The organism is Ideonella paludis (genome assembly GCF_018069865.1).
Classification (GTDB): Bacteria; Pseudomonadota; Gammaproteobacteria; order Burkholderiales; family Burkholderiaceae_C; genus Ideonella; species Ideonella paludis.
Map to the genome: position 1 here is coordinate 91267 of NZ_JAGQDG010000007.1, position 23900 is coordinate 115166.

The following is a 23900-nucleotide window of genomic DNA, read 5'->3' on the forward strand; positions in this document are numbered from 1 at the left end:
GGCCGCCCATCGCTCAGAGGAACTCCCGCAGCAAGCGCGCCAAAGCTTCGGGCTGGTCGTGGTGCAGCATGTGGCCGGCCCCTGTCAGCGTACGCCGCTCTAGCTGAGGCACCTGCGCCAATCGGGCGTCAAAGTCTGCCCTGGGGTAACGCGCGCCCCACCATTGCTCGAACGGTGTTTCGTCGCCCTCCACCCACAGCGTGGGTGCGCTGATGCGCCGCCAAGCCGCCAAGACTTCGTCCAGCCGATACGGCATGGCACTGATGCGGCGGTGCGCGGCGTCCGCCTGCAAATGCCACTGGCCATCGTCTGCGGGTGAGGCCCACTGCGTGGCCAACCACTGGGCGCGGTCGTCGGGCAGGCGCGGGTTGGTGTGTTGCAGGCGCTGGGCCACAGCCTCGGCGCTGGCATAGGGCTTCAAGGCCTTGGGCGCTTTGAGGTCGTCCAACCACTTGGCCAGATGCGTTGGCGCGGCTTCTGGCTTGGCTTCGGGCAGGCCAAATCCTTCGAGGTTGATCAAGCGGCGGATGCGCGTGGGCCGCGCACCGGCATAGCTCATCACAATATTGCCGCCCATGCTGTGACCCAGCAGGTCGATGGGCAAATCGGGCGAGAGCGCATCGACCAAGGCGTCCAGGTCACCCAGATAGTCGGCAAACAAGTAATGGTCGCAGGCGGGGCCTTGGGTCAGGCCAAAGCCGCGCCAGTCGGGGGCCACGATGGGCCGCTCGCCATCGCCCTGAGCTTGGAGTGCATCCACCAAAAACTGGAAGGACGCGCCCACGTCCATGAAGCCATGGCCCAGCAGCAGCAGCGGGCGCTCGGGCGTGGCGGTGCTCGGGTCGCCCCAGCAGCGCAAGGCGTACTGCCAATGGCCGCGCACCGGACGCTGCAAAACCTGGGCTTCGCGCTGTGGGCGATAGGGGGCTGTGGTGTTCAAGAGCTTTCTGCCATCCAACGAGGAAGCGTGAGCCGAAAGCGGCTCCCGACGCCGACATTGGACCAGGCTTCCAGCCGGCCGCCCATGGCGTCCGCATAGGCCTTGCAGATGCTGAGGCCAAGCCCAAAGCCACGCGAGCCGGATTGCTCTGCGCCCAAGCGGTTGAAGGGCTCAAAGAGGTGTGCCAACTGGGCTTCGCTCAGGCCAATGCCGCTGTCTTCCACCTCCACCCATCCCTCTTTGCCGTTGTGGCCCAAGCGGACCAGCACCTGTCCTCCTTGCCGGTTGTACTTGACGGCATTGGAGACCAGGTTGGTCAGGATGTGGCGCACGCGGCGAGCGTCAGCGCGCAAATCCGGAGCGTCCTCGGGCAGATCGGCGCTCAGGCTCAGGTTCAGCGGGGCCGCCATCGGTTCGTGCTGGGCCAGCACGGTGGGCACCAGCACGGCCACCGAGGTCGGGCCCATGCACAAGTTGAGGTGGCCGGACTCCGCGCGGTTGAGGTCCAGCATTTCCTCGACCAACTCCAGCAACTGTTTGCTGGCCGTGCTGATGTGTTGCAGGTATTCGTTGCGCTTGTCCGGAGTGCTTTGCAGATTCATCTGCAGCAGCTGGCAAAAGCCCTGTACGGCGTTCAGTGGCGTGCGCAGCTCATGGCTGACCCGCGACAGCAATTGCGTCTTGGTCTGCGCGGCTTGCTCAGCCAAGCTGCGCTCCTGCTCGGCGTCTCGGGCGCGCTCCTCGGCCTCACGCGCGATGCGCCGGTCGGTGAGGTCGACGATCACGCAGGCCAGCTCAATGGCGCGAGCACCCTCCTGGCGCGGGCGCACACGCGTCATGCGCAGCTCCGCCCACACTTGCCGCCCGTCCAAGCACATCAGGGCGGACTCCTCCAGCTTGGCACTGCCTTGGCTGACCGCGGCTGTGAGCGCCAGGCGCAAACGACTGCCCGCGTCGCCCTGCGGAAAAAGCCTGGAGAGCAAGAGCAGCGGCGCGGTCTCTTCGCCCGCGTGGCCAATCAGGCGCAGGGCTTCGTCGTTGGCTTCAATGATGGCGCCATGGCGGTTCAGTAGCAGCACGGGGACTGGCAGGCCATGCAAGAGCTGGGATTGCCAGGCGCAAAACTGCTCGACTTGGTGGAGCATGTCCTGGGTCTGCAGCATTTGCTCTTCGACGCCTTGGGTGTGCAGGCGCCAGACGTCGTCCATGGCTTTGGCCGGTTCGCTGTGGCCTTGCTTCAGCAAGGCCCGCGCCCGCTCGGGGGCATGCTCGCTCAGCGCATCCAGGGCCAGCGACATCACCCCAGCATCGGCGTGGTCCCGCAGGTCTTGGGCGGAGGGCTCAGGTCGCATGGCGGTGGCTCAGTTGCGGCCAGGTGCTCATGGACGGCGAGATGTCGAAATGGGTCACCACGACGCCATCTTCGCTGCCGGAGAGCGGACGCGCATGCATGACGAACCAGCGCTCCTCCTCGGGGCTGTGGCAGGGGTACGTCACGGTATAGGCTTGCCGTCGGCCCGACATCACTTCCTGAAGATTGCGCAAAATCTCCGGCGCTAAAGGGTCGGTCGAGCGGGCCAGGACCGCCAGGTAGTTCGCGCCGATGCCGCAGTCCAGGTCTGGGTTGCCGCCGTTCTCGCGCGCAAATGAATTCCAGGCGCGGTTGACCAGCCGGATCGTGCCTTGCAGGTCGATCACGGCGACATGCTCGGGCAGCGAGTCAATCAGGTCTTGCAGGCGCGAGGCATCCCTCAAGCGAGTGATGTCGATGAAACTCATCACGGCCCTGCGCCAGTCGTTGCCCTTGCGCTGGCCATAGGCCAACACCCGAGCCAAGTACCAGGAGCCGTGAGGGCCAGAGACCTCGCGCTCCACCACCTCGCCAGTGGCCAAGGTCTTGCGCAGGTCTTCGCTGAGTTCCGGGTAGATCAGCAGACTGTTGAAGTCTTCAATGGAGCGACCGACATCGCTGGGACGCAAACGGAACAACAAAGTCGCCTCGGGTGTGAAGCGGACGAGCGATAGATCGCTGTTCACGAACAGCGTGGCAATGCCGGTGGATTGCGCCATGCCTTCCAAGTCGGCGTTCAGCGCAGACAGCGCATCCAGCTTGGCGTTGTACTCGGCGTTGACGGTGTAGAGCTCCTCATTGACGGACTGCAGCTCCTCATTGGTGCTCTGCAACTCCTCGTTCGACGACATCAACTCTTCGTTGGTGGCTTGGAGTTCTTCGTTCGAAGCTTCAAGCTCTTCAATGGTGCTTTGCAGGCCTTGCCGCGTGGCATGCAGCTCGCGCTCCAGGGCCGCCAGCCGGTCCATTTCTAAGGCGTCCAGGGGCACTTGGGTGGCGCTGAGGGGCGTCTCCAAGATCTCTTCCAGCGACAAGGCCACACACAGGGTTTCGCTTTCCAGCGTCACCGGGTGGGCCACCACGCTGATGGTGCGCTCCTGGCCGTCGACATCCACTTTGATGGGGGGCACACGGTGAGCCTTGCCCTCTCGCAGGGCGCATTGCATCGCATGGGCCGCCAGAGGCCCCAAGCGCGGCGGAAGCAGCCGAAGGGCATCTAAATTGACAGAGCCTTCGGGCACCCGCAGGTAGCGCTGCGCCGGCCCCCAGGTGTGCAGCAGCTGACGCTGAGAGTTGATCAGCAAGCACGCAGGCAAATAGGCTTGCATCAACTGTGCTTGCGCCGTCTCCACCACACTTTGCGCTAAGGGCAATGCCGGTGTGCTGCCATGGCGCAGGATGGCGGGCGGGGAGGCGCGGCCGAAGCCGTCGTGCAGCGCCAAGGACGTGATCACGGGGCGCTGCAGGCGATAGAGCTTGTGGCTGCTGTCCAGCACTTCAAAGTCGGCTTGGAGGGGCCCGAGTGACTCGCTCGAGCCCAGGAACAGCACCCCTTGCGCGTTGAGCGCATATTGCAGCCGTCGCATGACACGCTCTTGCGCTTCCGCCTGGAAGTAGATCAGCGTGTTGCGGCAGACCACCACGTCCATCTTGGTGAAGGGCGCGTCGTCCAGCAGGTTGTGCCGCGCAAACAGCACGATCTGGCGCAGCTCCGGCTTGACCACCAAGCGGTCATCTTGCTGGGTGAAGTAGCGGGCGACGCGCTCGGCGCCCAGGCTCTCAGCCAGGCCGGCGGGGTAGCTGCCGGCGGAGGCCAGATCGAGCACACGCTGGTCGACATCGGTGGCAAAGACTTTCACCCCAGGCCAGTTTTGCGCCAGTTGGCAGGCCTCCAGCAGCAAGATGCCCAGCGAATAGGCCTCCTCACCGGTGGCGCAGCCTGCGCTCCAGACGCGCAGAGGCCGGTTGGTGGGCTGCTGGCGCACCATGGGCACCAAGACCTGATGCAGCAGGATCTTGAAGGCCGCAGCGTCGCGGAAAAAGCCGGTGACCGGGATCAGCAGCTCCCGGCGCAATTGCTCGCGCTCTTCGGGCGAATCGGCCAAACGGTCTGCATAGTCCGAGATGTCCAAGCAGCCCAAGACGAGCAGGCGCCGCTCAATGCGACGCAGCACAGTGGGCAGCTTGTACTGGTTGAAGTCGATGCCGCTTTGCGCAAACAAGTTTTCAAACACACGCTGTAGCGCGGGGCGCATGCTTTGGGCGGGCAGCAGCTCACTGTGGCCCAAGCGTCCAGCGCGGCCTCGCACAATCTCCAGGGCACGCGCGGCCAGCTCTTCCGGTGAGCCCACCGCATCCGCTTGTGTGGCGGCCAGGGCGCTGCGCGGCATGGAGTCGAACTTGGCGCTGTCGGGCGCCTGCACCAGCACATAGCCACCTTGGGCGCGCAGGGTCGATGCGCCGAGAGCGCCATCCGAGCCGGAGCCCGACAACACGATGCCGATCGCGTGGTCGCCCACGCTCTGAGCCAGAGAGATGAAAAAGTGGTCGATCGGCAGCGTGACGCCGTGGGCCGGCTTGGGCTCGAAGTGAATACAGCCCTGCACCAAGGTCATCATCACGCCGGGCGGCAGCAAGTAGACGACATCGGCCTGCAGCGCTGCACCTTCCTCCGCCGTGGTCACCGTCAGCGCTGTGTGGCGGCCCAGCAGCTCCGGCATCATCGAGCGATGGTCCGCTGCCAGATGCTGCAGCACCACAAAAGCGGCTTGCGTGGGCAGTGTCAGGGAAGAGAAGAAGCGCTGTAAGGCCTCTAAGCCACCCGCCGAGGCGCCCACCGCCACAATCCAAGTTTCATTGCTCAGGTCTTGGGGCAAGGGGGCTGGGGGTAGGCTGACAGACGGTTCCTCTTCCATGGCAGTCGTTCTTTTGGATGACGCCGGGATTCTCACTGAATTCCATCTTGATGGTGCGGGTTTTTACGAGCGCCCCATTTGCGTTGAGTCAGAAAGATCAGCGGTACGCTTGCGTTCATGTCGACCTCCATTGCATTCACCCCGACTGCGCATCAGCGCTTGCATCAGGCCTTTGAGTGGCACGTCCCCACTTGGTTCAATCTGGCGGAGGTTTGTTGTCATCGCTGGGCACGCAGCCACCCTCAAGCCGTGGCCCTGCGCATTGAGCAGGACGACGGCGGCACCAGCACGGTGCGCTTTGCTGATTTGCAGGCCCAGGCCCATCGCCTCAGTGGTGCGCTGCGGCGCTTGGGGGTGCGCCGCGGTGACCGCGTGGCCGTGGTCATGCCTCAGCGCTTAGAGACCGCCGTGGCGCACATTGCGATTGCCCAAATGGGGGCGGTGGCCATGCCGCTGTCCATGCTGTTTGGGCCGGACGCGCTGGAGTACCGCTTCAACGACAGCGAGGCGGCAGTGGCTTTGGTGGATGAATCCGCCATCGCGGCCGTGCGGGCAGCGCGCCCGGCGTGCCCGGGCTTGAAGACCGTGGTGGCCGTGGGCCAAGCGGCGGGCCTGGGCGATATCGACTGGGCGGCGGCCTTGGCCCGCGAATCGGCACATTTCAGTGCGGTGCGCACCAAGGCGGACGAAGCGGCGGTGTTGATCTACACCAGTGGCACCACCGGGCCGCCCAAGGGCGCTTTGATCCCGCACCGCGCACTGATCGGCAACCTGAGCGGCTTCGTCTGCAGCCAAAACCTGCTGCGGGGCACTGGGCCGCGCGGGCCTTCCACGCCAGGCCAGCGCCGCCTTGCGCTCGGCACCGGCGGCGTGCCCAAAGACTCGGTGTTTTGGAGCCCGGCAGACTGGGCCTGGACGGGCGGCTTGATGGATGCGCTCTTGCCATGCTTGTACTTTGCGCTGCCCATCGTCGCCTTTGCGGGGCGCTTCACGCCCCAGCGCGCTTTTGAGCTGATGCAGCGCCATCGGGTGACCAACACCTTTCTCTTTCCCACGGCGCTCAAGGCCATGATGAAGGCGGTGCCTCAGCCGCGCCAGCACTTTGAGCTGCACTTGCGCGCCGTCATGAGTGCGGGCGAGGCGGTCGGCGATGCCGTCTTCCATTGGTGCGAGCGCGAGCTGGGCGTGGTGGTCAACGAGATGTTTGGCCAGACCGAGATCAACTACATCGTCGGCAATTGCAGTCAAGGCCTGGGCACCAATGGCCACTTGGGCCCCGACGGTGCGGTGGGCTGGCCCGCCAAGCCGGGCAGCATGGGCAAGGCTTACCCTGGCCACCGCGTGGCCGTGATTGACGATGCGGGCCAAGAGTGCCCGCGCGGCACGCCGGGCGATGTGGCGGTACACAGGCTGGACGTGCACGGCCATCCCGACCCGGTGTTCTTTTTGGGCTACTGGAAGCGCGACGACGCCACCCGTGCCAAGTTCACCGGTGAGATGGACAGCAGTTGGTGCCGCACGGGCGACACCGCTGTGATGGATGAAGACGGCTACCTCTGGTACCAAGGGCGCAGCGACGACGTCTTCAAGGCCGCGGGCTATCGCATCGGCCCCAGCGAGGTCGAGAACTGCCTGGTCAAACACCCGGCGGTGGCCAATGCCGCCGTGGTGCCCAAGCCCGACGCCGAGCGCGGCGCGGTGGTCAAGGCCTATGTCGTCTTGGCCCCTGGGGTGGTGGGCGACGCGGCCCTGGTGGAGTCTCTGCAAGCTCATGTGCGAGGCCAGTTGGCGCCTTATGAGTACCCCAAAGAGATCGAGTTCATCGACGCCTTGCCCATGACGACCACCGGCAAGGTGCAGCGTCGCGTGCTGCGGCTGCAAGAGGAAGAGCGCGCGGCTGCGCGACGAAGCGCCTGAGAGGCGCTCGCGGTGTGGAAAGTGCACGCTTTCCGCCCTTTGCGCCGCTCAACCGGCGGCAAGCTCACCCGATAGGGGGCGGTGATGACCCGCTGCCGCCCCTCCACCATGACCTCCCCGCGCTCTGTGTTCTTGCTCCCTGCTTTAGAGGGGCAAGCATGAGCCAGCCCGCGTCACCCCACGGCAAGACCCAACTCGTCAATGGCGCCACCCTGAGCCGGCTGCAGCGTTATTCCAAAGGCGCGGTGCTGTGGGCCACGCTGGGGGCCGTGGTGGGCGTGAATGTGGCGGCGTTTGCCTTGGCCCAAACGGGGCTCTCCGCCGGCGATCAAGCGCTGGCGCTGGCGGCTTTCAGTGTGTTGGCGGCGGGGCTGGCGTGCGGCTGGCTGCTCCTATTCACGCGCGGCTGGCGGCAAGACGTGCAGCACATCGCAGAAACCCTGGATGAGCTGGCCTACAAAGACGGTGTGACGGGCCTGTTCAATCGTCATGCCGCGATGGCGCATTTGCAAGAGGCGATGGACGCTGGGCCGCTCAACGGTCACGGGCTGTCCGTCGTGACCTTCGATCTGGATGACTTCAAGCTCATCAATGACACCTTGGGCCATGCCGTGGGGGATGAAGTCTTGCGCTTGGTCGCGTCTCGTCTGCAGGAGTCATTGCGCCCTGGGGCTCGGGCCTACCGCTTTGGCGGCGATGAGTTTGTGGTGATCTGCCCTTGCGATGCAGGCTTTGCCGACCCGGCGCGCTATGGTGGCATGGTGCAGCGTGCGCTGTCTGGCCTGACTCGCCTGGATGGCCATGAACTCAACCTCACCGGGTCCGTGGGCGTGGCGCGCTTTCCGCTCGATGGCGAGACGCCCCAAGACGTGGTGCGGGCCTCGGACATCGCCATGTACGAGGCCAAGTCGCGCGGCAAAGGCCACTTGGTGGTGTTTGCCCAAGGCCTGCGTCTGGCCACCGAGCACCGCGTCCAACTCGAATCCGAGCTGCGCCGCGCCCTGCGTGTAGGCGAGATGCGGCTGACCTATCAACCCATTGTGGAGTTGAGCACCGGCCGCGTCTTGGCTGCAGAAGCCTTGCTGCGCTGGCAGCACCCCGAGCGCGGCTTGCTGATGCCCAGCGACTTCATCGACGTGGCCGAGCGCTCTGGCCTGATCGTGGAACTCGGCGGTTGGGTGCTGGAGCAAGCAGCGATGCAATTGGCCCACTGGCAGCGCTGTGGCCTGACGGAGCTGCATGTCGCGGTCAACGTCTCGGCTCGGCAGTTGCGGGGCGGCTTCATCACGCGGCAGTACGACCACGCGGTGGCAGCCTCGCAGTGCGACCCCACCTGCTTGGAGCTGGAGCTGACCGAGCACACGCTGATTGAAGACCTCGACGACAGTGTCCGCCTGCTGCATGAGCTGCGGCGGCGTGGCGTGACCTTGGCCATTGACGATTTCGGCACCGGCTTGTCGTCGCTGGCTTATCTGAAGCGCCTGCCGGTGGGCAAGCTCAAGATCGACCGCAGCTTTGTGGCGGGCCTGCCGCACGACTCGGGCGACCGCGCCATCGTCACGGCAGCGCTGTCAGTGGCCCGAGCCATGGAGCTGACCGTGGTCGCCGAAGGCGTCGAGACGCCGCGCCAGGCGCGCTGCTTGCGCGAACTGGGCTGTGCGCAGGCGCAGGGCTTTTTGTATGGCAAGCCCATGAATGCGAGCGAGTTGATGGCGCTGGCCATCGCAGGTGCCACCGAGCCCCCCAGCGACTCGCGGCCGCAGGTGCTTCTGCCCGTCTGAACACGGCTTACTTGGCGCATTTGCCGGCTGCGGCGGCATAGGCCAAGGCCGGCAGGCTCAACAGACCGCCGCCACTGCCCGCAAACTCGCCCTTCAGGCAGTCCCCTTTAGCGCCCTGCTTCACGCCCTCGGCCAAGGCCGTGTCCTGGCGCTGAATGGCGATGCCGGTGGCCGCCTCGGTCCGCTCGGCCAGCAAGGGCTGTTGCCCCGCCTGCCGCAGCGCTTGGCGCGTAGCATCATTGCGCAGCAGCGCGCCCATGCTGGTGCTGCTGGGCGCGGTGGGCTCGGGGGCGGAGGCCGCAGGCAGCAGGCTCAAGGTCGTGCTGGTGGCGGTAGCCGCCGCCGGCTGAGGGCTGGCGGTCAAAGGTGCAGTGTCTTGCCGATCACGCGGGGTGCTGCTCTTGGGCGGCGGGGCCGTGCTGGGCCGGATGGGGCTGGCAGCAGGCGGCCGCGCCGCGGTGGGCTGCGTGGGGTCTGGCAGCACCCAGCTCAAGGTGGTGCTCTTCGCGGGGGCGTGCACCGTGGCCACGGTGATGCGCCCGGTGTGCTGCAACCAAGCCAGCAAGAGCAGCAGATGCAGCCCCACCACCACTCCCGCGGCGCGCAGACGGCTCGGCCTGGCCCCCGTGCGCCACTCAGTCCGGTGCGGGCGCATCGTCGTCACCGGCTTGGTAGACCAGCAAATCGCCGGGCTGGCATTCCAGCACCGCACAGATGGCCGCGAGCGTGTCAAAGCGCACCCCGCGCACCTTGCCGGATTTGAGCAGCGAGATATTGACCTCCGAGATGCCGACCCGCTCTGCCAGTTCGCGCGAGCGCATCTTGCGCCTTGCCAGCATCACATCCAGGTTCACCACAATGGGCATCAGACAAAGCCCTCGTTCTCTTGCGCCGCGCGAGCCGCCTCGCGCATCACCCGAGCCAGGGCCACAAACACCAGGGCCAGCAAGATCAAGGGATAGTCGTCCGTGCCCAGCGACACGGTCAGGATGCGTTGACCCGGCGGGTTTTGCAGCGTGACGGCCACCCACATGGCGGCGCGCTCCAAGGGCTGCAGAACAGCCAAGGCCGCCACGCCCCAGCCCCAGCGCTGCCAGCACTGCAGCGCTTTGTCTGAGAACAGACGCCCGGCGCGGAACTCCGCAAACAAGCCCCACAGCTGCCACAGCAGGGCGCACTGCACCAGCAGCACCGGCACATTCACCAGCACCATGCGTTGCAGGGTTTCAAACGTGGGCGGGCCCGTCAGCTTGCTCAACAGGCTGACCGAACCACAGCTGTAGTCGCTGCTGAGCAAGTGCTCGGCATTCCACAGCGGCGCAAAGGCCATGCAGACCGCGGCGACGGCGCCGACGACGCACAGCACTTGGACGGCCAGCGAGAGCGTGCGCAGGCGCTGGGCCAAGCTGCGCTGCGGTAGAGAGGGGCTTGTGGCGTCGAACTTCATGATGTTTAATGTAAAACGATAAAAACATATCGTCAAACACTTTAGAGACCGCCATGCACCCCCTCCTGACCTCTCGCCGGTTTACCTCGCTTTTTGTCTTCTTGATGGCTTTGGTGCTCGCGGCTTGCACACAGGTGCCGCTGCGCTCCCTGTGGCAGTTGCGGCAGCTGGACTGGCAGCAGTTGGACCCGGCGTTTCTGCTGGCGCTGGCCTATCTGCCCGAGGGCATTGAGGCCAGGCCCGACGCGGCAGTCATCACCCTCAAGCTGGAGCGCGGCAATGCGGCGGCCGAGGTGTGGGAGGAGCGCTTGGTACTGCGCCCGGTTCAGGGCACCGCCCCGGTGCCCTGGCCTCAAGCCCCCGAGCGCCGCGGGCAATGGCTGGCCCTCGGCCTGGACGCACAGCAGCAAGCGCGCTTTCACGCGCTGCGCAGCACCTTGCAAGCCTGGAAGGCGCAAGACGGCGCTGCGGCCAAGCGCACCGTCAGCATGTCCCTGGAGCCCCAGATGTGCCGCCGTGGCGCCACCCCAGCCAAAGGGCAGAAGGCCTTGCGCATCAGCGGCTGGCTGCGCTGGAAGGCCCAACAAGCGCCGGTCTTGCTCTTGGACGAAGCGGGCTTGGCCGAGCTGTCGGAGCGCCAGCCCGATGCCGCCGCACTGCCTCTGTGTGCAGATGGGGCACACTGAGCGACCTCTCAGCTCGTGCGGCTCAGCCCATTTTCCCCATCATGCAAACGCTCCAGCTCGGCCAAAGCGACCTCCACATCACGCCCATTGGCCTCGGCACCATGACCTTTGGCGAACAAGTCGGCACGGACGACGCCCACGCCATCCTCGACCGCGCCCTGAGTTTGGGTGTGAGCTTTCTGGACACGGCCGAGATGTACTCGGTGCCCGCGCGGGCCGAGACCTTTGGCGCCACCGAAGCCATCCTGGGCCAATGGTTTGCCAAGCGGCCCGGTGTGCGGCAGCAAGTGGTGTTGGCCACCAAGGTCGCCGGCCCCTCTCGCGGCATGCCTTGGATCCGCGGCGGTGCGGCCGACCTCAAGCCCGAGCACATCATCCAAGCCTGCGAAGACAGCCTGCGGCGTTTGCAGACCGATGTCATCGACCTCTATCAAATCCACTGGCCTAACCGCCATGTGCCGGCCTTTGGCAGCCTCTACCTGGACCCGGCCAAGCTGGCCGAGCAAACCTCCATCGAAGCCCAACTGCGGGCACTGGACCAACTGGTGCGCGCGGGCAAGGTGCGCGCCATCGGCTTGTCCAATGAATCCCCCTGGGGCGTGATGAGCTTCATCAAGGTGACCGAGCAGATGGGCTTGCCGCGCATTGCGTCGGTGCAGAACCCCTATGCCCTGGTGAACCGCACCGTGGATAACGGCCTGGATGAGGTGCTGCTGCACGAGAAAGTCGGCTTGCTGGCCTATTCGCCCCTGGGCTTTGGCAGCCTGACCGGCAAGTACGACGGCCCAGGCTTTGACCCCTCTCAGCCGCAACTCGGCCGCTTGGCCCAGTTTGAAACCATGCGCAAACAACGCTGGGCCCGCCCCGAGGCCTTAGGTGCAGCCCGCCGCTACAACGCGCTGGCCCGCGAGCATGGTCTGACGCCCGCGCAGATGGCGCTGGCCTTTTGCTACCGCAACTGGCGCGTGGCCAGCACGCTGATTGGGGTGACCAGCATCGCCCAGTTGGAGCAGTGCGTGGCGGCCTGGGACACCACCCTGTCGCCCGAGCTGCTGGCGGCCATTGACGCCATTCGCTGGGAGCTGCGCGACCCGGCGCAGTGAGGCGGCGCGCCAGCGCGGCACGCTGTGCCGCGTTGGGGCTTACTCTGCCGTGATCTTGCGGTCGCGGATCAACTTGCCCCACACGGCGGACTCGGCGCTGATGAAGCGGGCCAGCTCGTCGCGGCTGCCGGGCTGCGCCAGCATGCCGTGCTTCAGCAGCTCGGCCTTCACCTCTGGGGCGTTCAAAGCCTTCACCAACTCACGGTTCCAGCGCTCCAGCAACTCCGGTGCTGTCTTGCCGGGTGCGACAAAGGCATACCAGTTGGTGGCAGAGAAGCCGGGGTAGCCGGACTCCGCAATCGTGGGCACCTGGGGCAAAAACTCGGGGCGCTTCAGGCCCGTGCTGGCCAGGGCCACCAGCTTGCCCGACTCCACATGCGGCTGGGCGGTCGACCAGGTCGAGTAGTACGCGGCGACACGGCCTCCCAGCAAGTCTTGCAGGGCGGGGGCGCCGCCCTTGTAAGGGATGTGCACGGTGTCCATGTCGGCCTGGGCGTTCAGCAACTCGCCGGCCAAGTGGGATGCCGAGCCTGCCCCCGTGGAAGCGTAGTCCAAGCCGCCGGGCTTTTGCTTCGCCAGTTTGATGAAGTCGGCCAGGGTCTTGACGCCCACCTGTGAGCCCACCACCAAGACATTCGGAAAGGTCATGCCCAAAGTCAGCGGGGCCAGGTCGCGCACCGGGTCATAGGGCAGCTTCATCAGGTGCGGCGCAATCGACAGCGGCCCCACCGACCCCAGCAAAATGGTGCTGCCATCGGGCGTGGCGCGTGCCACATGCTGGTGAGCCAAATTTCCGCCCGCGCCCGGCCGGTTCTCGACGACCACGGTTTGGCCCAGGTTTTCGCTGAGCTTTTTGGCCACCACGCGCGCCCCGGTGTCGGTGGCGCCGCCAGCCGCAAAGCCCACCACCAAGGTGATGGTCTTCTTGGGCCACTCGGGGCTTTGGGCATGTGCCCAAGGGCTCAGCAAGGCGGGCAGCAGTGCGGCCAGTGCCGCGACCCAACGAGGTAAAACGTTCATCTCAGGTCTCCATCAATCATCCGCCAGCTTCAAGCGGCTGGGTTGGCGCTTTTCAATGCTCGACTTCAGCAGGGCTGCGACGCGATACACCCCGTGCGCGAACTTGCCGTAGGGCAGGGTGGCGAACAGCGCCATCACGGCGCCCAGGTGCAGGCACAGCAGCAGGGGCAAGGCTGCCGTGCCGTGGCTGAGCATCAGGGCCAGGCCACTGCTGGCCACCAAGAACAACAGGCCGATGAAGCCCAAGTCCATGGGCCGCTGAGCCCGGTCACCTTGCAGCGGATGGCGGCGCAGATGCAGCCAGCCCAAGCCCGCGCTGCCCAGCGCCAGGCTGATGCCGCCCACAGTGCCCAAGAGCTTGGGCACGCTCAGCAGAGGATAGGGCGCTGGCCAGCCCAAGCCATAGTGGTAGAGCGTGGCCACACAGGTGGCCGCAAAGCAGGCCATGAAGCCATAGAAGGTGGCATGGTGGGCGCGGCGTCGCCACAAGCTGAAGGCATCGTCTTCGTTGTTGCAGCCCTCGCCATGGCCGCCGCCCAAGTGAGTCAGGCGCAAAGCTTGGCCACTGGCCTCGACGGCAGCGTCCAGGCTGTGAGGGCCAGGCTCGGCGTGGCGCCAGAAGCGGCGCACGCCCAGGCCCAAGGCCAAGCAGGCCCAGGCAAACACCGGTGCAAACAAGCTGACCAGCAGATGGTGCGGGAACACCCCGTAAAAGTTGCCGCCGCTGGGGGCTTGCAGCAGCGCCGCGCCGCCGCCCTGCTGCCACACCCCCAAGGCCAGGAACAAGGCCAGGCTCACCGCCAAGGCCGTGGCCAGCGTCAGGCCACTGCGTTGGTAAAGCCGACCCAACGCGGGCGGCCAGGCGTAGTCGCTATAGGTCTGTCCGCGCAGCCGGGCCATGGCCTGCGGCACATTCACGCTGAACTCATGCGGGGGGGCGTATTGGCAGGCATGCAAGCAAGCGCCGCAGTTGTGGCACAGATTGGCCAGATAGTGCGCGTCGGCGGCTGCAAAGCTCAGGCGCCGGGTCATGGCTGGAAACACCGCGCAAAAGCCCTCGCAGTAGCGGCAGGCATTGCAGATCTGCATCACGCGGGCCACTTCGGACTCAGCGGTGGTGGATGCCGCGCGGATGGGAATGACCCGCCGCGGCGGGCGGGGCTCAAGCGGCGACATGGTCCACTCCTTCAAAGTCCGAGGCATGCCCCGCCGCATTGGCGGCGCGCGCACCAGCGATGCGACCGAAGGCCGTGCCGATGGACATGCCCACCCCCGCCGTGTAGCCCTGGCCCAGCACATTGCCGGCCATCACTTCGCCAGCCGCAAACAGATTGGGGCTGGGCTGCCCGCCAAAGCGCACGGCGGTGCTGGCATCGACCTTCAGGCCCAGGTAGGTGAAGGTCACGCCGGGCTTCAGGGCATAGCCGAAGTAGGGCGGTGTATCCAAGGGCAGGGCCCAATGGGTTTTGGGCGGACTCAGCCCCTCGGTGTGGCAGTCGTCCAGCCGGGTGTGGTCAAACTGGCCGACACGGCAGGCCGCGTTATAGGCCGCCACCGTGGCGGTGAACTGCCCCACCTCCAGCCCCAGTAGGCGAGCCAGCTCGGGCAGGCTCTCGGCCTGCACGCCGTCAAAGACGGGCGGCATGAAGCGGCCCACCGCTTTGGCGTCGATGATGCTGTAGCCAATCTGCCCGGGCTGCTGGGCCACCAAGCGGCCCCAGATGGCATAGCGCTTGGGCCAGAAGTCTTCGCCTTCGTCATAAAAGCGGCGGGCCTCTCGGTTGAGCACCAGGCCCAGAGACACGCAATCCAGCCGGGTGCAAATGCCGCCGTCATAGAGGGGTGCGCGGGCGTCAATGGCCACCATATGGGCCTGGGTGGCGTCACCGATGGTGTCGGCCCCCAAGTCCATCAATTGCTTCAGCAGCACGCCGGTGTTGAAGCGCGTGCCGCGAATCAAAAAATTGTCGGCCGGCCACTCACCCTGGGCGTTCTGGCCCCAGGCTTGGCGCAGCCAATCCCGGTTGGACTCAAAGCCGCCACTGGCCACCACCGCGCTGCGGGCGGTGATGCGCTCGCCCCCCACCCAGGCGGCGACAAAGCGCTCACCGTCCATCTCCAAGCGGTCCACCGGGGCCTCATAGCGCACCTGCACCCCCAGGGCCCGAGCGCTGCGGTAATAGGCGTTCACCAGGGCTTTGCCACCGCCCATGAAAAAGGCATTGGTGCGTGCCACATGCAAGGCGCCTGAGAGCGAGGGCTGAAAGCGCACGCCATGCTTTCGCATCCAGGGCCGGCAGGTGCCCGAAGCGCGGATCACCAAGCGCGCCAGCGCCTCATCGGTTTTGCCGCCGGTCACCTTCAGCAGGTCTTGCCAAAACTCTTCTTCGGGATAGGCCTCCACCAGCACATCTTGTGGCGCGTCATGCATGCAGCGCAGATTGCGCACATGCATGGAGTTGCCACCGCGCCAGGCCCGGGGTGCGGCTTCGAGCAGCAAGACGCTGGCGCCCGCCTCGCGCGCCATCAGGGCCGCACACAGCGCGGCATTGCCACCCCCCATCACCAAGACATCGACCACGCCCACCTCCTTTGCAGGAGCCGGACTCTAGGCAGCGGCCGCCTTGGGGGCTAGCCCGAAGCGGGCAAAGGGGTTTCAGGCTTTGTGAAAGGAGGCTCCGATCCAGCGTCCCTCCGTGACGAGGCGGGCCGCCACATCGGCCAGCACCACGCGGGTGGCCAAGGCGGCGGGCGAGAGCTCGTCATCTGAGAGGCTGACCAGCAGATTCGGCCGCCGCGCCGGCGCATTGCTGATCTGCACCAAGCGCACATCGTCACGCTGCAGGCGCAGCGTGGCCGCACCGGGTTGGATGGTGGCGCCCAGCCCCGCGGCCACGGCGTCCATCAGCAGGCTGAGCCCGTCGATCTCTGAGACGATGGTTGGCCGGCGCTTGGCCTGCGCAAAGGCTTGGTCCACCAAGGAGCGCAGGCCATGCGGGCCGCTGGGCAAGATCAGGGGCAGGGCGCTCAAGTCTTCGAGCTTGGTGCGGGGGCGTGTGGGCAGGCCGGGCAGGTCTTGGCGCCCCATCACATACAGGCGTTCTTCGAGCAGCGGGGTGACGCTCCAGCCATGGGCTTGCTCGACCTGGAACATCACCGCCAGGTCCAACTGCCGCGCGCCGAGCATCTGGCCCAGATGGCCGGAGAGACTCTCCACCAGATGCAGACGCACCTCGGGGTAGCGCGCACGCATGGCCGCCATCAGGGGCAGGCCCAGCACGCTGGCAGTGGACGGGGCCAAACCCACGCTGGCATGGCCGGACAAGCGAGCCTGCTGGGCCGCGAGGGCCGCATGGTCGGCATGCCGCAGGGCCAGCTGGGCCTGGCGCCAAAAGGCCAGGCCGGCGTCGGTGGGCAGCACGCCTTTGGAGGTGCGTTGCAGCAGCCGGGTGGCCAACTCACCTTCCAGGCGGCTGATTTGCTGGCTCAAGGCCGAGGTGACCACGCCCAGCGCGGCCGCGGCTTGGCTGAAGCTGCCGTGTTCGACGACTTTGACGAAGTAGCGCAGTTGTCTGAGTTCCATGGCGTCAGGCGTGAGGGGCGGCGCTGGCGCGCACGGTGGTGGCGGGTTTGCGGCGCTGGCCCGCCCGGCTGGGCGCCTGCCCGCCGCGCCGCGACAAGAACAAGTCCCACAGTTGTTGAGCCGCAGGGGTCAAGGGGCGGCCTTTGCGGCGGATCAAGCCGACTTGGCGGGTGATCACCGGCTCTTGCAGCGGCACGCTGACCAGCAAGGGGTGGTCTTTGCCCGGCATGGCCAAAGAGGGCACGGCCGCCACGCCCAAGCCGGCTTCCACCAAACCGAGCAGAGAGGTCACGTGCTGGGTTTCGTAAATGGCTTGGGGCAGGTCGGTGAGGCCCGCCAGGGCTTGGTCCAGCAGCAGGCGGTTGCCTGAGGATTTGCCCATGGCGATGAAGTCGTGTGCGGCCAAGTCGGCCCAGCTGACATGGCGGCGTTTGGCCAAGGGGTGGTCGCGGCGGCAGGCCGCCACAAAGCGCTCTTGCATCAGGGGCTCAAACTCGATGTCAGGCTCTTGGCTGCCAATGAAGTTGAGGCCAAAGTCGGCCTCACCGCGCGAGACGGTGTCCAGCACCTCGCTGGCGCTGGCATCGAACACCTTCAGGCGGATGCGGGGATAGGTTTCGCGGTAGCGGCCAATCACCTGGGAGACGTAGTAGTACACCGTGGACGGCACGCAGGCAATGCTGACCTCGCCCAGCCGCGAGGTGGCCAAGCCTTGGATGCCCATCAAGGTGCTGTCCAGCTCGTCGAGCAGGCTTTGCACCTTGCGTGCGAAGTCGCGGCCCACGGCCGTCAGGCTGACCCGCCGCGTGGTGCGCTCCAGCAGCTTGACGCCCAGGGCGGCCTCCAGTTTGTCGATGCGGCGGCTGAAGGCCGGCTGCGAGATGTGCACGGCTTCAGCCGCCCGGCGGAAGTTGGCCAGCTCGGCCACCGCCCTGAAAGCCAGCAGGTCATTGAGGTCAAAGTTGATCGCCATGGCGCTCCTTCATTGATGCTGATGATGCATCAAAACTTCATAAATATGCAATTCACGGCATCAAAGCGCGCGGCCATCATGACGGCATGTCTTCGATCGCTTTGCCTTGCACCCTGATGCGCGCCGGTACCTCGCGCGGCCCCTTCTTCCTGAAGGATTGGCTGCCCGAGGACGAAGCCGTGCGCAACGAGGTCTTGATCGGCGCCATTGGTGCGTCGGACCTGCTGCAAGTCGATGGTGTGGGCGGCGGCAGCACCTTGACCAGCAAGGTGGCCATCGTCTCTCGCTCCAGCCAGCCCGATTGCCATCTGGACTATTTGTTTGCGCAGGTCGGTGTCGGCCAATGCTCGGTGGACACCCGGCCCAACTGCGGCAATATGTTGTCGGGCGTGGTGCCGTTTGCGCTAGAGCAGGGGCTGATCCACGCCCAAGACGGTGAAACCACCGTGCGCGTGTTCAACGTCAACACCCGCTCGCGCATTGATGTGACCGTGCAAACCCCGGGCGGCCGCTTGACCTATGAGGGCGAGACCTGCTTGGATGGCGTGGCCGGCTCGGCCGCCCCAATCCGCCTGAACTTCCTCGATGCTTGGGGGGCGGTGACGGGCTCGCTGTTCCCCACCGGCCGCCGCATTGACGTGATCGATGGCGTCGAGGTGAGCTGCATTGACGCGGCCATGCCCTTGATGATGATCCGCGCTGCCGACCTGGGCCTGACCGGGCGGGAGTCCCCCAGCGCCTTGGACGGCCACCCCGGCCTGCTGGCGCGCATCGAGCAGTTGCGCTGCCAGGCCGGCGCCCTGATGGGCCTGGGCGACGTCAGCACCAGCGTTATCCCCAAGCCCGTGTTGGCCAGCCCGGGGGACGACGCGCTGAGCATCACCTCCCGCTACTTCACCCCGCGCCGCTGCCACGCCTCTCACGCCGTGACGGGGGCCATTGGCGTGGCCACCGCGTTTGCGCTGCCCGGCACGGTGGCCAGCAGCACGCAGGCCTTGAGCGGGGCATGCCGCGTTGGCGTGTTGCACCCGCAAGGCCGCATTGACATCGACGTGCTGGTGCATGGGCAAGGCGAGGCCGCGTCCATTGAACGCGCTGCGCTGGTGCGCACCGCCCGCAAGATCTTCCATGGCGAGTTGCACGTGCCTGGATATGTGTTCTCACAACCCCTAGAAGGAGACAGCCCTATGAAGACTCGCTGGACGACGGCCTTGGCCGCCGCTGCGGTGATGGCCGCTGCACCTGCAGCCATGGCCTTCCCCACCAAGACCATCACCTTGGTGGTGCCCACAGCCGCTGGCGGCGGCAACGACGCCATGGCCCGCACCATCGCGCAAAAGCTGGGCCCGCTCTTGGGCCAAACCATCATCATTGACAACCGGGCGGGTGCCAATGGCTCCATTGCCAGCGAGTACGTGGCCCGTGCCACGCCCGACGGCCACACCCTGATGTTTGGCTATATCGCCACCCACGCGATGAACCCGGCGCTGCAAAAGCTGCGCTATGACCCTGTGGCCGACTTCGAGCCCATTGGCCTGGTGGGCTATTCGCCCACGCTGATGGTCAGCCATGCGGCCACGCCCATCAAAGACGTGAAGGACTTGGTCGCCCAGCTCAAGGCCAAGCCCGACAAATACACCTATGCCTCGGCGGGCAACGGCACAGCGCCACATTACGCGGCCGAGCTGTTCAAGCTCAATGCGGGCGTGGTGATGCTGGGCGTGCCCTACAAGGGCTCCGCCCCGGCCATCAGCGACACCATTGGCGGCCAAACCCAGGTCATGTTCCCCAGCTTCTTCACGGCGCTGCCGCATGTGCGCAGCGGCAAGCTCAAGGCGCTGGCGGTGGCCGGCCCCAAACGCTCGGCCTTGTTGCCCGATGTGCCCACCCTCAAAGAAGCCGGTGTCGATGGCGTGGATGTGCAGCAGTGGTACGGCGTCTTCGCGCCCGCCAAAACCCCCAAGCCCATCATCGAGCAGATCAACAAAGCGCTGAACCAAGTGCTGAACGACAAAGAGATCATCAAGAAGATCGAAGACCACGGGGCCGATGTGGAAAGCAGCAGCCCCGAGCAGTTCGGAGCCTTGGTGAAGGCTGAACTGGCCAAGTGGAAGGGCGTGGTGCAGAAGGCCAAGCTCTCCGCCGATTGATCTCCGCTCCCGCATCAACGCAGTAAGGACAAGAACATGACCCAACGACCTTTCACCCTCAGCGCCTTGGCCTTTGTAGGGGCTGGCTTGTCGCTGGGCGCACAGGCCCAATCCACCGTCACCGTCTTTGGCGTGATGGACGCGGCCGTGCGCCAAACCAGCAACACCGGTGTGGCCACCAACCGCTCGGTGGCCAGTGGCTCCAACTCCACCAGCCGTCTGGGCTTTAGAGGCACTGAAGACTTGGGCGGTGGCTTGGCCGCCAGCTTCCACCTGGAGCACGGCTTGTTGCTGGACAGCGGCACAGCCGCCAGCAGCACCCAGTTCTGGGACCGCCGCGCCACCGTGAGCCTGAGCAGCAAGACCCTGGGTGAAGTGCGCCTGGGCCGCGACTTTGTGCCCACCTATGTGAACTGGGGCCGCTACGACCCCTTCAGCTATGTGGGCGTGGCCAGCTCCAGCATCTTGGTGGCCAACAGCCAGACCGGCCCTATCCGCGCAGCCTTCTCCACCAACCCCAACACCACGGTGCGCGCCAACTCGGGTGTCCAGTACCTGCTGCCCAATGACTTGGGTGGCCTGGAAGGCGGTGTGATGCTGGCCCCCACCGGTGGCGGCACCTTGGCCAATGGCGCCAACAAAGTGATTGGCGCACGCCTGGGCTGGGCCAACAAAACCTTTGGCGTGGCGGCAGCGGCCACCACCACCGAGAACTCGCTGACCACCGCCGGTAAGTTCAAGGACGTGAACGTGGGTGGCTTTTATGACTTCTCGGTGGTGCGCCTGACCGCCGCTTGGCGCCGCTTTGATTACGACACGTCCACGCAAACCAATTGGCTGGTGGGTGCCACCATGCCGCTGGGCTCCGGCACGCTGAAGTTCTCGTGGAACCAGGCCTCGCTGGAAGGTAAGGTGGGCACCACCACGCTGCCAGACAATGGGGCGCGGGTCTTGGGGCTGGGCTATGTCTATGACTTCTCCAAGCGCACGGCGGCTTATGCCACCGTGTCGCAGGTCAGCAATGACAGCAAGTCCACCTTTGTGGCCCCGGGCGGTACCTCGGGCATGGCGGCGGGCGGCAGCTCTCGCGGCCTGGAGTTCGGCGTGCGGCACAACTTCTGAACCTGCTTTTCGGGGGCCTCGGCCCCCTTTTTCACCAGACGACCATGGCTTTGGACACGCTTGAGACGACTCTTTCGGCCTGGGTGGGCCGCACGGAAACCCGCAGCGACACGCTGACCCTGACCCCAGCCATGGCCCTGGCCGCCACGCTGGACAGGGCCGACGACCGCTACGAGGTGGGCAGCGCGCTGCCGCCCTTGTGGCATTGGCTCTACTTTTTGCCGCTCCACGCGCAAAGCGAGATCGGGCCAGACGGCCATGCCAAGCGCGGTGGCTTCTTGCCCCCGGTGCCCCTGCCTCGGCGCATGTGGGCGGGCAGCCAGTTTGAGTTCCACCACCCCTTGCACCTGGGTGATGCGGTGGAACGAACCTCCACCATTGACAGCGTCCGGGTCAAACAGGGCCGCACCGGCCCCCTGGTGTTTGTGAAGGTCAAGCATGAGGTGCGCCGCCAAGGTGCCTGCGAGGTGGCGATCACTGAGTTTCATGACATCGTCTACCGCGAGGCCAAGCGGCCGGATGATGTGGAGCCACCGCCCACGCCCGCCTCGACTGAAGCCGCTTGGCAGCGCCGCATCGTGCCCGATGACGTGCTGCTGTTCCGCTACAGCGCGCTGACCTTCAACGGCCATCGCATCCACTACGACCGCAAGTATGTGACCGAGGTCGAGGGCTACCCCGGCCTGATCGTGCACGGCCCGCTGATCGCCACCTTGCTGATGGACCTGCTGCGCCGCCAACAGCCGCAGGCCGACGTGGCCCGCTTTGAGTTCAAAGCGCTGCGGCCCACCTTTGACCTGCACCCCTTCCAGGTTCAAGGCCAGCCCAGTGCCGATGGCCGCACGGTTCATTTGTGGGGCCAAGACCATGAAGGCTGGCTGACCATGGATGCCACCGCCACCTTGAGGGCTTGAGATGCTGCCTCTGCACGGACTGACTGTTGTCACCCTGGAACACGCGATTGCGGCCCCCTTTGCCTCGCGCCAACTGGCCGACCTGGGGGCGCGCGTCATCAAGATCGAGCGCCCCGGTGTGGGCGACTTCGCGCGCGGCTATGACCAGCGCGTGCGCGGCATGGCCTCGCACTTTGTCTGGACCAACCGCAGCAAAGAAAGCCTGACCCTGGATGTCAAACACCCGCGCGCCCATGCCTTGCTCAAGCGCTTGGTGCTGGAGCAAGCCGATGTGCTGATCCAAAACCTGGCCCCCGGTGCCGCGGCCCGGCTGGGCCTGGGCTGGGAGGCCCTCTCGGCCGAAAAGCCGGGGCTGATCGTCTGCGACATCTCGGGTTATGGCGAGGACGGCCCCTACCGCGACAAAAAGGCCTATGACCTGCTGATCCAAAGCGAGGCGGGCTTTGTCTCGGTCACAGGCACGCCCGACGAGCCCTCCAAGGCGGGGCCGTCAATTGCCGACATCTCCGCCGGCATGTATGCCTACAGCAGCATCTTGGCCGCTTTGCTGAACAAGCAGCGCACCGGGCGCGGCCAGCACATTGACATCTCCATGCTGGAGTCTTTAACGGAGTGGATGAGCTACCCGCTCTACTATGCCTTTGACGGCGCCAGCCCACCGCCCCGCACCGGGGCCTCGCACGCCACCATCTACCCCTATGGGCCGTTCCCCACCGGCGGTGGCGGCACGGTGATGCTGGGCCTGCAAAACGAGCGCGAGTGGGCGGCCTTCTGCGACAAGGTGCTGCTGCAGCCCGGCCTGGCCACTGACGCCCGCTTTGCCGGCAATGCGGCCCGCACCGCCCGGCGCGCCGAGCTGCGGGCTTTGATCATCGAAGCATTTGCACCCTTGAGCGCTGCGCAGGTCTTGGAGCGCCTGGAGGCCGCGCAGATTGCCAACGCCCAGGTCAACACCATGGCCGAGGTCTGGGCGCATCCTCAGCTGCAAGCCCGCCAGCGTTGGCGCGAGGTGGCCTCTCCGGTGGGGCCGCTGCCCGCCTTGCTGCCGCCGGGCTCTTGGCCCGAAGAGCCGCAGATGTCCGCTGTGCCGGCCTTGGGCCAACACACCGACGCCATCTTGGCCGAGCTGGGTGTGGCGGCGGCTGAGATCGCCGCCCTGCGCGCGGAAGGTGCGGTGTGAGCCCGCGCAGCTATCTCTTTGTGCCGGGCGACCGCCCCGAGCGCTTTGCCAAGGCCTATGCCAGCGGCGCCGACGCCGTGGTGCTGGACCTGGAAGACGCCGTGCCCCCGGAGCGCAAAGCGCTGGCCCGGCAGGCCATTGCCGAGTGGCTGGCGGCCTGCACGCCGGCCCAGCGCGCCCGAACGGTGCTGCGCTGCCAGGCGGTCGGCCAGCCGGGGTGGGCGCAGGACTTGACTGTGGCCCAGCCTTGGGCCGGGGTTGCACAGAGCGCCCCGCAGCTGATGCTGGCCAAGGCGGAGTCCGCCGAGCAGATGGCTCAAACCCAGGCACTCTGCGCCTTGCCCGTTTTGGCCCTGATCGAATCGGCCAAAGGCGTGCTGGCCGCGCCGCAGATTGCCGCCACCCCAGGCGTGGCCCGCCTGGTGTTTGGCACGCTGGACTTTGCACTGGACTTGGGCGTGGCGGCCGAGCCCGCGGCGCTGGCCCATGCCGCCAGCCTGCTGGCCTTGGCCTCGCGCGCAGCGGGCTTGCCCCAGCCGGTGGCGGGCGTGACCACCGCCATGCAAGACACCAGCGCCCTGCAGCAAGACTGGGCCTGGGCGGCGAGCCTGGGCTTTGGCGCCAAGCTTTGCATTCACCCCTCGCAGGTGGCGCCCTTGCATGAGGCCATGCGGCCCAGCGCCGAGCGCTTGGCCTGGGCCCAGCGCGTGCTGGCGGCGGCCGCTGCTGCTGGCGGCGCGGCCTGCCAGGTCGATGGCCGCATGGTGGACGCCCCGGTCATCGCTGAAGCCCAAAGGCTCATCGACAGAGCCTAGAAC

20 protein-coding genes are annotated in these 23900 nt (G+C 66.3%); 9 read left to right on the top strand and 11 right to left on the bottom strand.

Annotated features, from left to right (window positions below; translation table 11 throughout):
* Positions 1-13 precede the first annotated feature (13 nt).
* The 3 genes from KAK11_RS17450 to KAK11_RS17460 are packed head-to-tail and all read right to left on the bottom strand — an operon-like array spanning position 14 to position 5206.
* Entirely contained in the window at positions 14-940 is a 927-nt protein-coding gene (locus KAK11_RS17450; RefSeq protein WP_210810561.1) for an alpha/beta hydrolase, read from the bottom strand.
* Complete coding sequence (locus KAK11_RS17455; RefSeq protein WP_210810562.1) at positions 937-2292, bottom strand: PAS domain-containing sensor histidine kinase; 1356 nt, start codon at positions 2290-2292, stop codon at positions 937-939. Before KAK11_RS17455 ends, KAK11_RS17450 begins: the two co-directional genes overlap by 4 nt.
* Positions 2282-5206 (bottom strand): CheR family methyltransferase, encoded by a 2925-nt coding sequence (locus KAK11_RS17460; RefSeq protein WP_210810563.1) that lies wholly within the window; start codon positions 5204-5206, stop codon positions 2282-2284. Before KAK11_RS17460 ends, KAK11_RS17455 begins: the two co-directional genes overlap by 11 nt.
* A 117-nt stretch (positions 5207-5323) precedes the next feature.
* Here KAK11_RS17460 and KAK11_RS17465 point away from each other — a divergent pair, with 117 nt between their 5' ends.
* Both KAK11_RS17465 and KAK11_RS17470 read left to right on the top strand, forming a co-directional pair.
* The gene (locus KAK11_RS17465) at positions 5324-7123 is read left to right on the top strand and encodes an acetate--CoA ligase (RefSeq protein WP_210810564.1); all 1800 of its coding nucleotides are present in this window, start codon (positions 5324-5326) and stop codon (positions 7121-7123) included.
* A gap of 158 nt (positions 7124-7281) precedes the next feature.
* A complete protein-coding gene (locus KAK11_RS17470) occupies positions 7282-8904 on the top strand; it encodes a putative bifunctional diguanylate cyclase/phosphodiesterase (protein ID WP_210810566.1) in 1623 nt (540 codons plus the stop codon).
* Between the two features lie 7 nt (positions 8905-8911).
* Here the strand turns inward: KAK11_RS17470 and KAK11_RS17475 are convergent, their stop codons facing one another.
* From KAK11_RS17475 to KAK11_RS17485, 3 genes are read right to left on the bottom strand one after another with little or no spacing between them, the layout of a single operon-like run.
* Positions 8912-9490 carry a hypothetical protein gene (locus KAK11_RS17475; RefSeq protein ID WP_210810567.1) on the bottom strand — a complete coding sequence of 193 codons (579 nt, stop codon included), beginning with the start codon at positions 9488-9490 and terminating at the stop codon, positions 8912-8914.
* A 49-nt stretch (positions 9491-9539) separates the two neighbouring features.
* A complete protein-coding gene (locus tag KAK11_RS17480; RefSeq protein WP_210810568.1) occupies positions 9540-9770 on the bottom strand; it encodes a helix-turn-helix domain-containing protein in 231 nt (76 codons plus the stop codon).
* Positions 9770-10351 carry a DUF2975 domain-containing protein gene (locus KAK11_RS17485; protein WP_210810570.1) on the bottom strand — a complete coding sequence of 194 codons (582 nt, stop codon included), beginning with the start codon at positions 10349-10351 and terminating at the stop codon, positions 9770-9772. Before KAK11_RS17485 ends, KAK11_RS17480 begins: the two co-directional genes overlap by 1 nt.
* A 53-nt stretch (positions 10352-10404) precedes the next feature.
* Here KAK11_RS17485 and KAK11_RS17490 point away from each other — a divergent pair, with 53 nt between their 5' ends.
* Positions 10405-11037: a hypothetical protein gene (locus KAK11_RS17490; protein ID WP_210810571.1), complete on the top strand. Its 633-nt coding sequence runs from the start codon at positions 10405-10407 to the stop codon at positions 11035-11037.
* Positions 11038-11078: 41 nt separating this feature from the next.
* Complete coding sequence (locus KAK11_RS17495; protein WP_210810572.1) at positions 11079-12140, top strand: aldo/keto reductase; 1062 nt, start codon at positions 11079-11081, stop codon at positions 12138-12140.
* A 39-nt stretch (positions 12141-12179) separates the two neighbouring features.
* On the opposite strand, the gene KAK11_RS17500 is transcribed toward KAK11_RS17495, so the two are convergent.
* From KAK11_RS17500 to KAK11_RS17520, 5 genes are all read right to left on the bottom strand, one after another.
* Positions 12180-13160: a Bug family tripartite tricarboxylate transporter substrate binding protein gene (locus tag KAK11_RS17500; RefSeq protein WP_210810573.1), complete on the bottom strand. Its 981-nt coding sequence runs from the start codon at positions 13158-13160 to the stop codon at positions 12180-12182.
* 12 nt (positions 13161-13172) lie between these two features.
* Positions 13173-14336 carry a tricarballylate utilization 4Fe-4S protein TcuB gene (gene tcuB, locus KAK11_RS17505; protein WP_210810574.1) on the bottom strand — a complete coding sequence of 388 codons (1164 nt, stop codon included), beginning with the start codon at positions 14334-14336 and terminating at the stop codon, positions 13173-13175.
* A complete protein-coding gene (tcuA, locus tag KAK11_RS17510; protein WP_210810576.1) occupies positions 14323-15741 on the bottom strand; it encodes an FAD-dependent tricarballylate dehydrogenase TcuA in 1419 nt (472 codons plus the stop codon). The genes tcuB and tcuA overlap by 14 nt, the downstream gene beginning before the upstream one ends.
* A 75-nt stretch (positions 15742-15816) precedes the next feature.
* Entirely contained in the window at positions 15817-16743 is a 927-nt protein-coding gene (locus tag KAK11_RS17515) for a LysR family transcriptional regulator (RefSeq protein WP_210810578.1), read from the bottom strand.
* 4 nt (positions 16744-16747) lie between these two features.
* The gene (locus tag KAK11_RS17520) at positions 16748-17716 is read right to left on the bottom strand and encodes a LysR family transcriptional regulator (protein WP_210810579.1); all 969 of its coding nucleotides are present in this window, start codon (positions 17714-17716) and stop codon (positions 16748-16750) included.
* Between the two features lie 86 nt (positions 17717-17802).
* On the opposite strand from KAK11_RS17520, the gene KAK11_RS17525 reads away from it, so the two are divergent.
* Genes KAK11_RS17525 through KAK11_RS17545 form a run of 5 tightly spaced genes read left to right on the top strand, consistent with a single transcriptional unit; the run spans position 17803 to position 23897 of the window.
* A complete protein-coding gene (locus KAK11_RS17525) occupies positions 17803-19866 on the top strand; it encodes a 4-oxalomesaconate tautomerase (RefSeq protein ID WP_210810582.1) in 2064 nt (687 codons plus the stop codon).
* Between the two features lie 36 nt (positions 19867-19902).
* Positions 19903-20988, top strand: a complete 1086-nt coding sequence (locus KAK11_RS17530) for a porin (protein WP_210810583.1) — start codon at positions 19903-19905, stop codon at positions 20986-20988.
* 44 nt (positions 20989-21032) lie between these two features.
* The gene (locus KAK11_RS17535) at positions 21033-21902 is read left to right on the top strand and encodes an HTD2 family dehydratase (protein WP_210810584.1); all 870 of its coding nucleotides are present in this window, start codon (positions 21033-21035) and stop codon (positions 21900-21902) included.
* 1 nt (position 21903) lies between these two features.
* Positions 21904-23082 (top strand): CaiB/BaiF CoA transferase family protein, encoded by a 1179-nt coding sequence (locus KAK11_RS17540; RefSeq protein WP_210810586.1) that lies wholly within the window; start codon positions 21904-21906, stop codon positions 23080-23082.
* Positions 23079-23897, top strand: a complete 819-nt coding sequence (locus KAK11_RS17545) for an HpcH/HpaI aldolase/citrate lyase family protein (protein ID WP_210810587.1) — start codon at positions 23079-23081, stop codon at positions 23895-23897. The genes KAK11_RS17540 and KAK11_RS17545 overlap by 4 nt, the downstream gene beginning before the upstream one ends.
* The last annotated feature ends 3 nt before the right edge of the window (positions 23898-23900 follow it).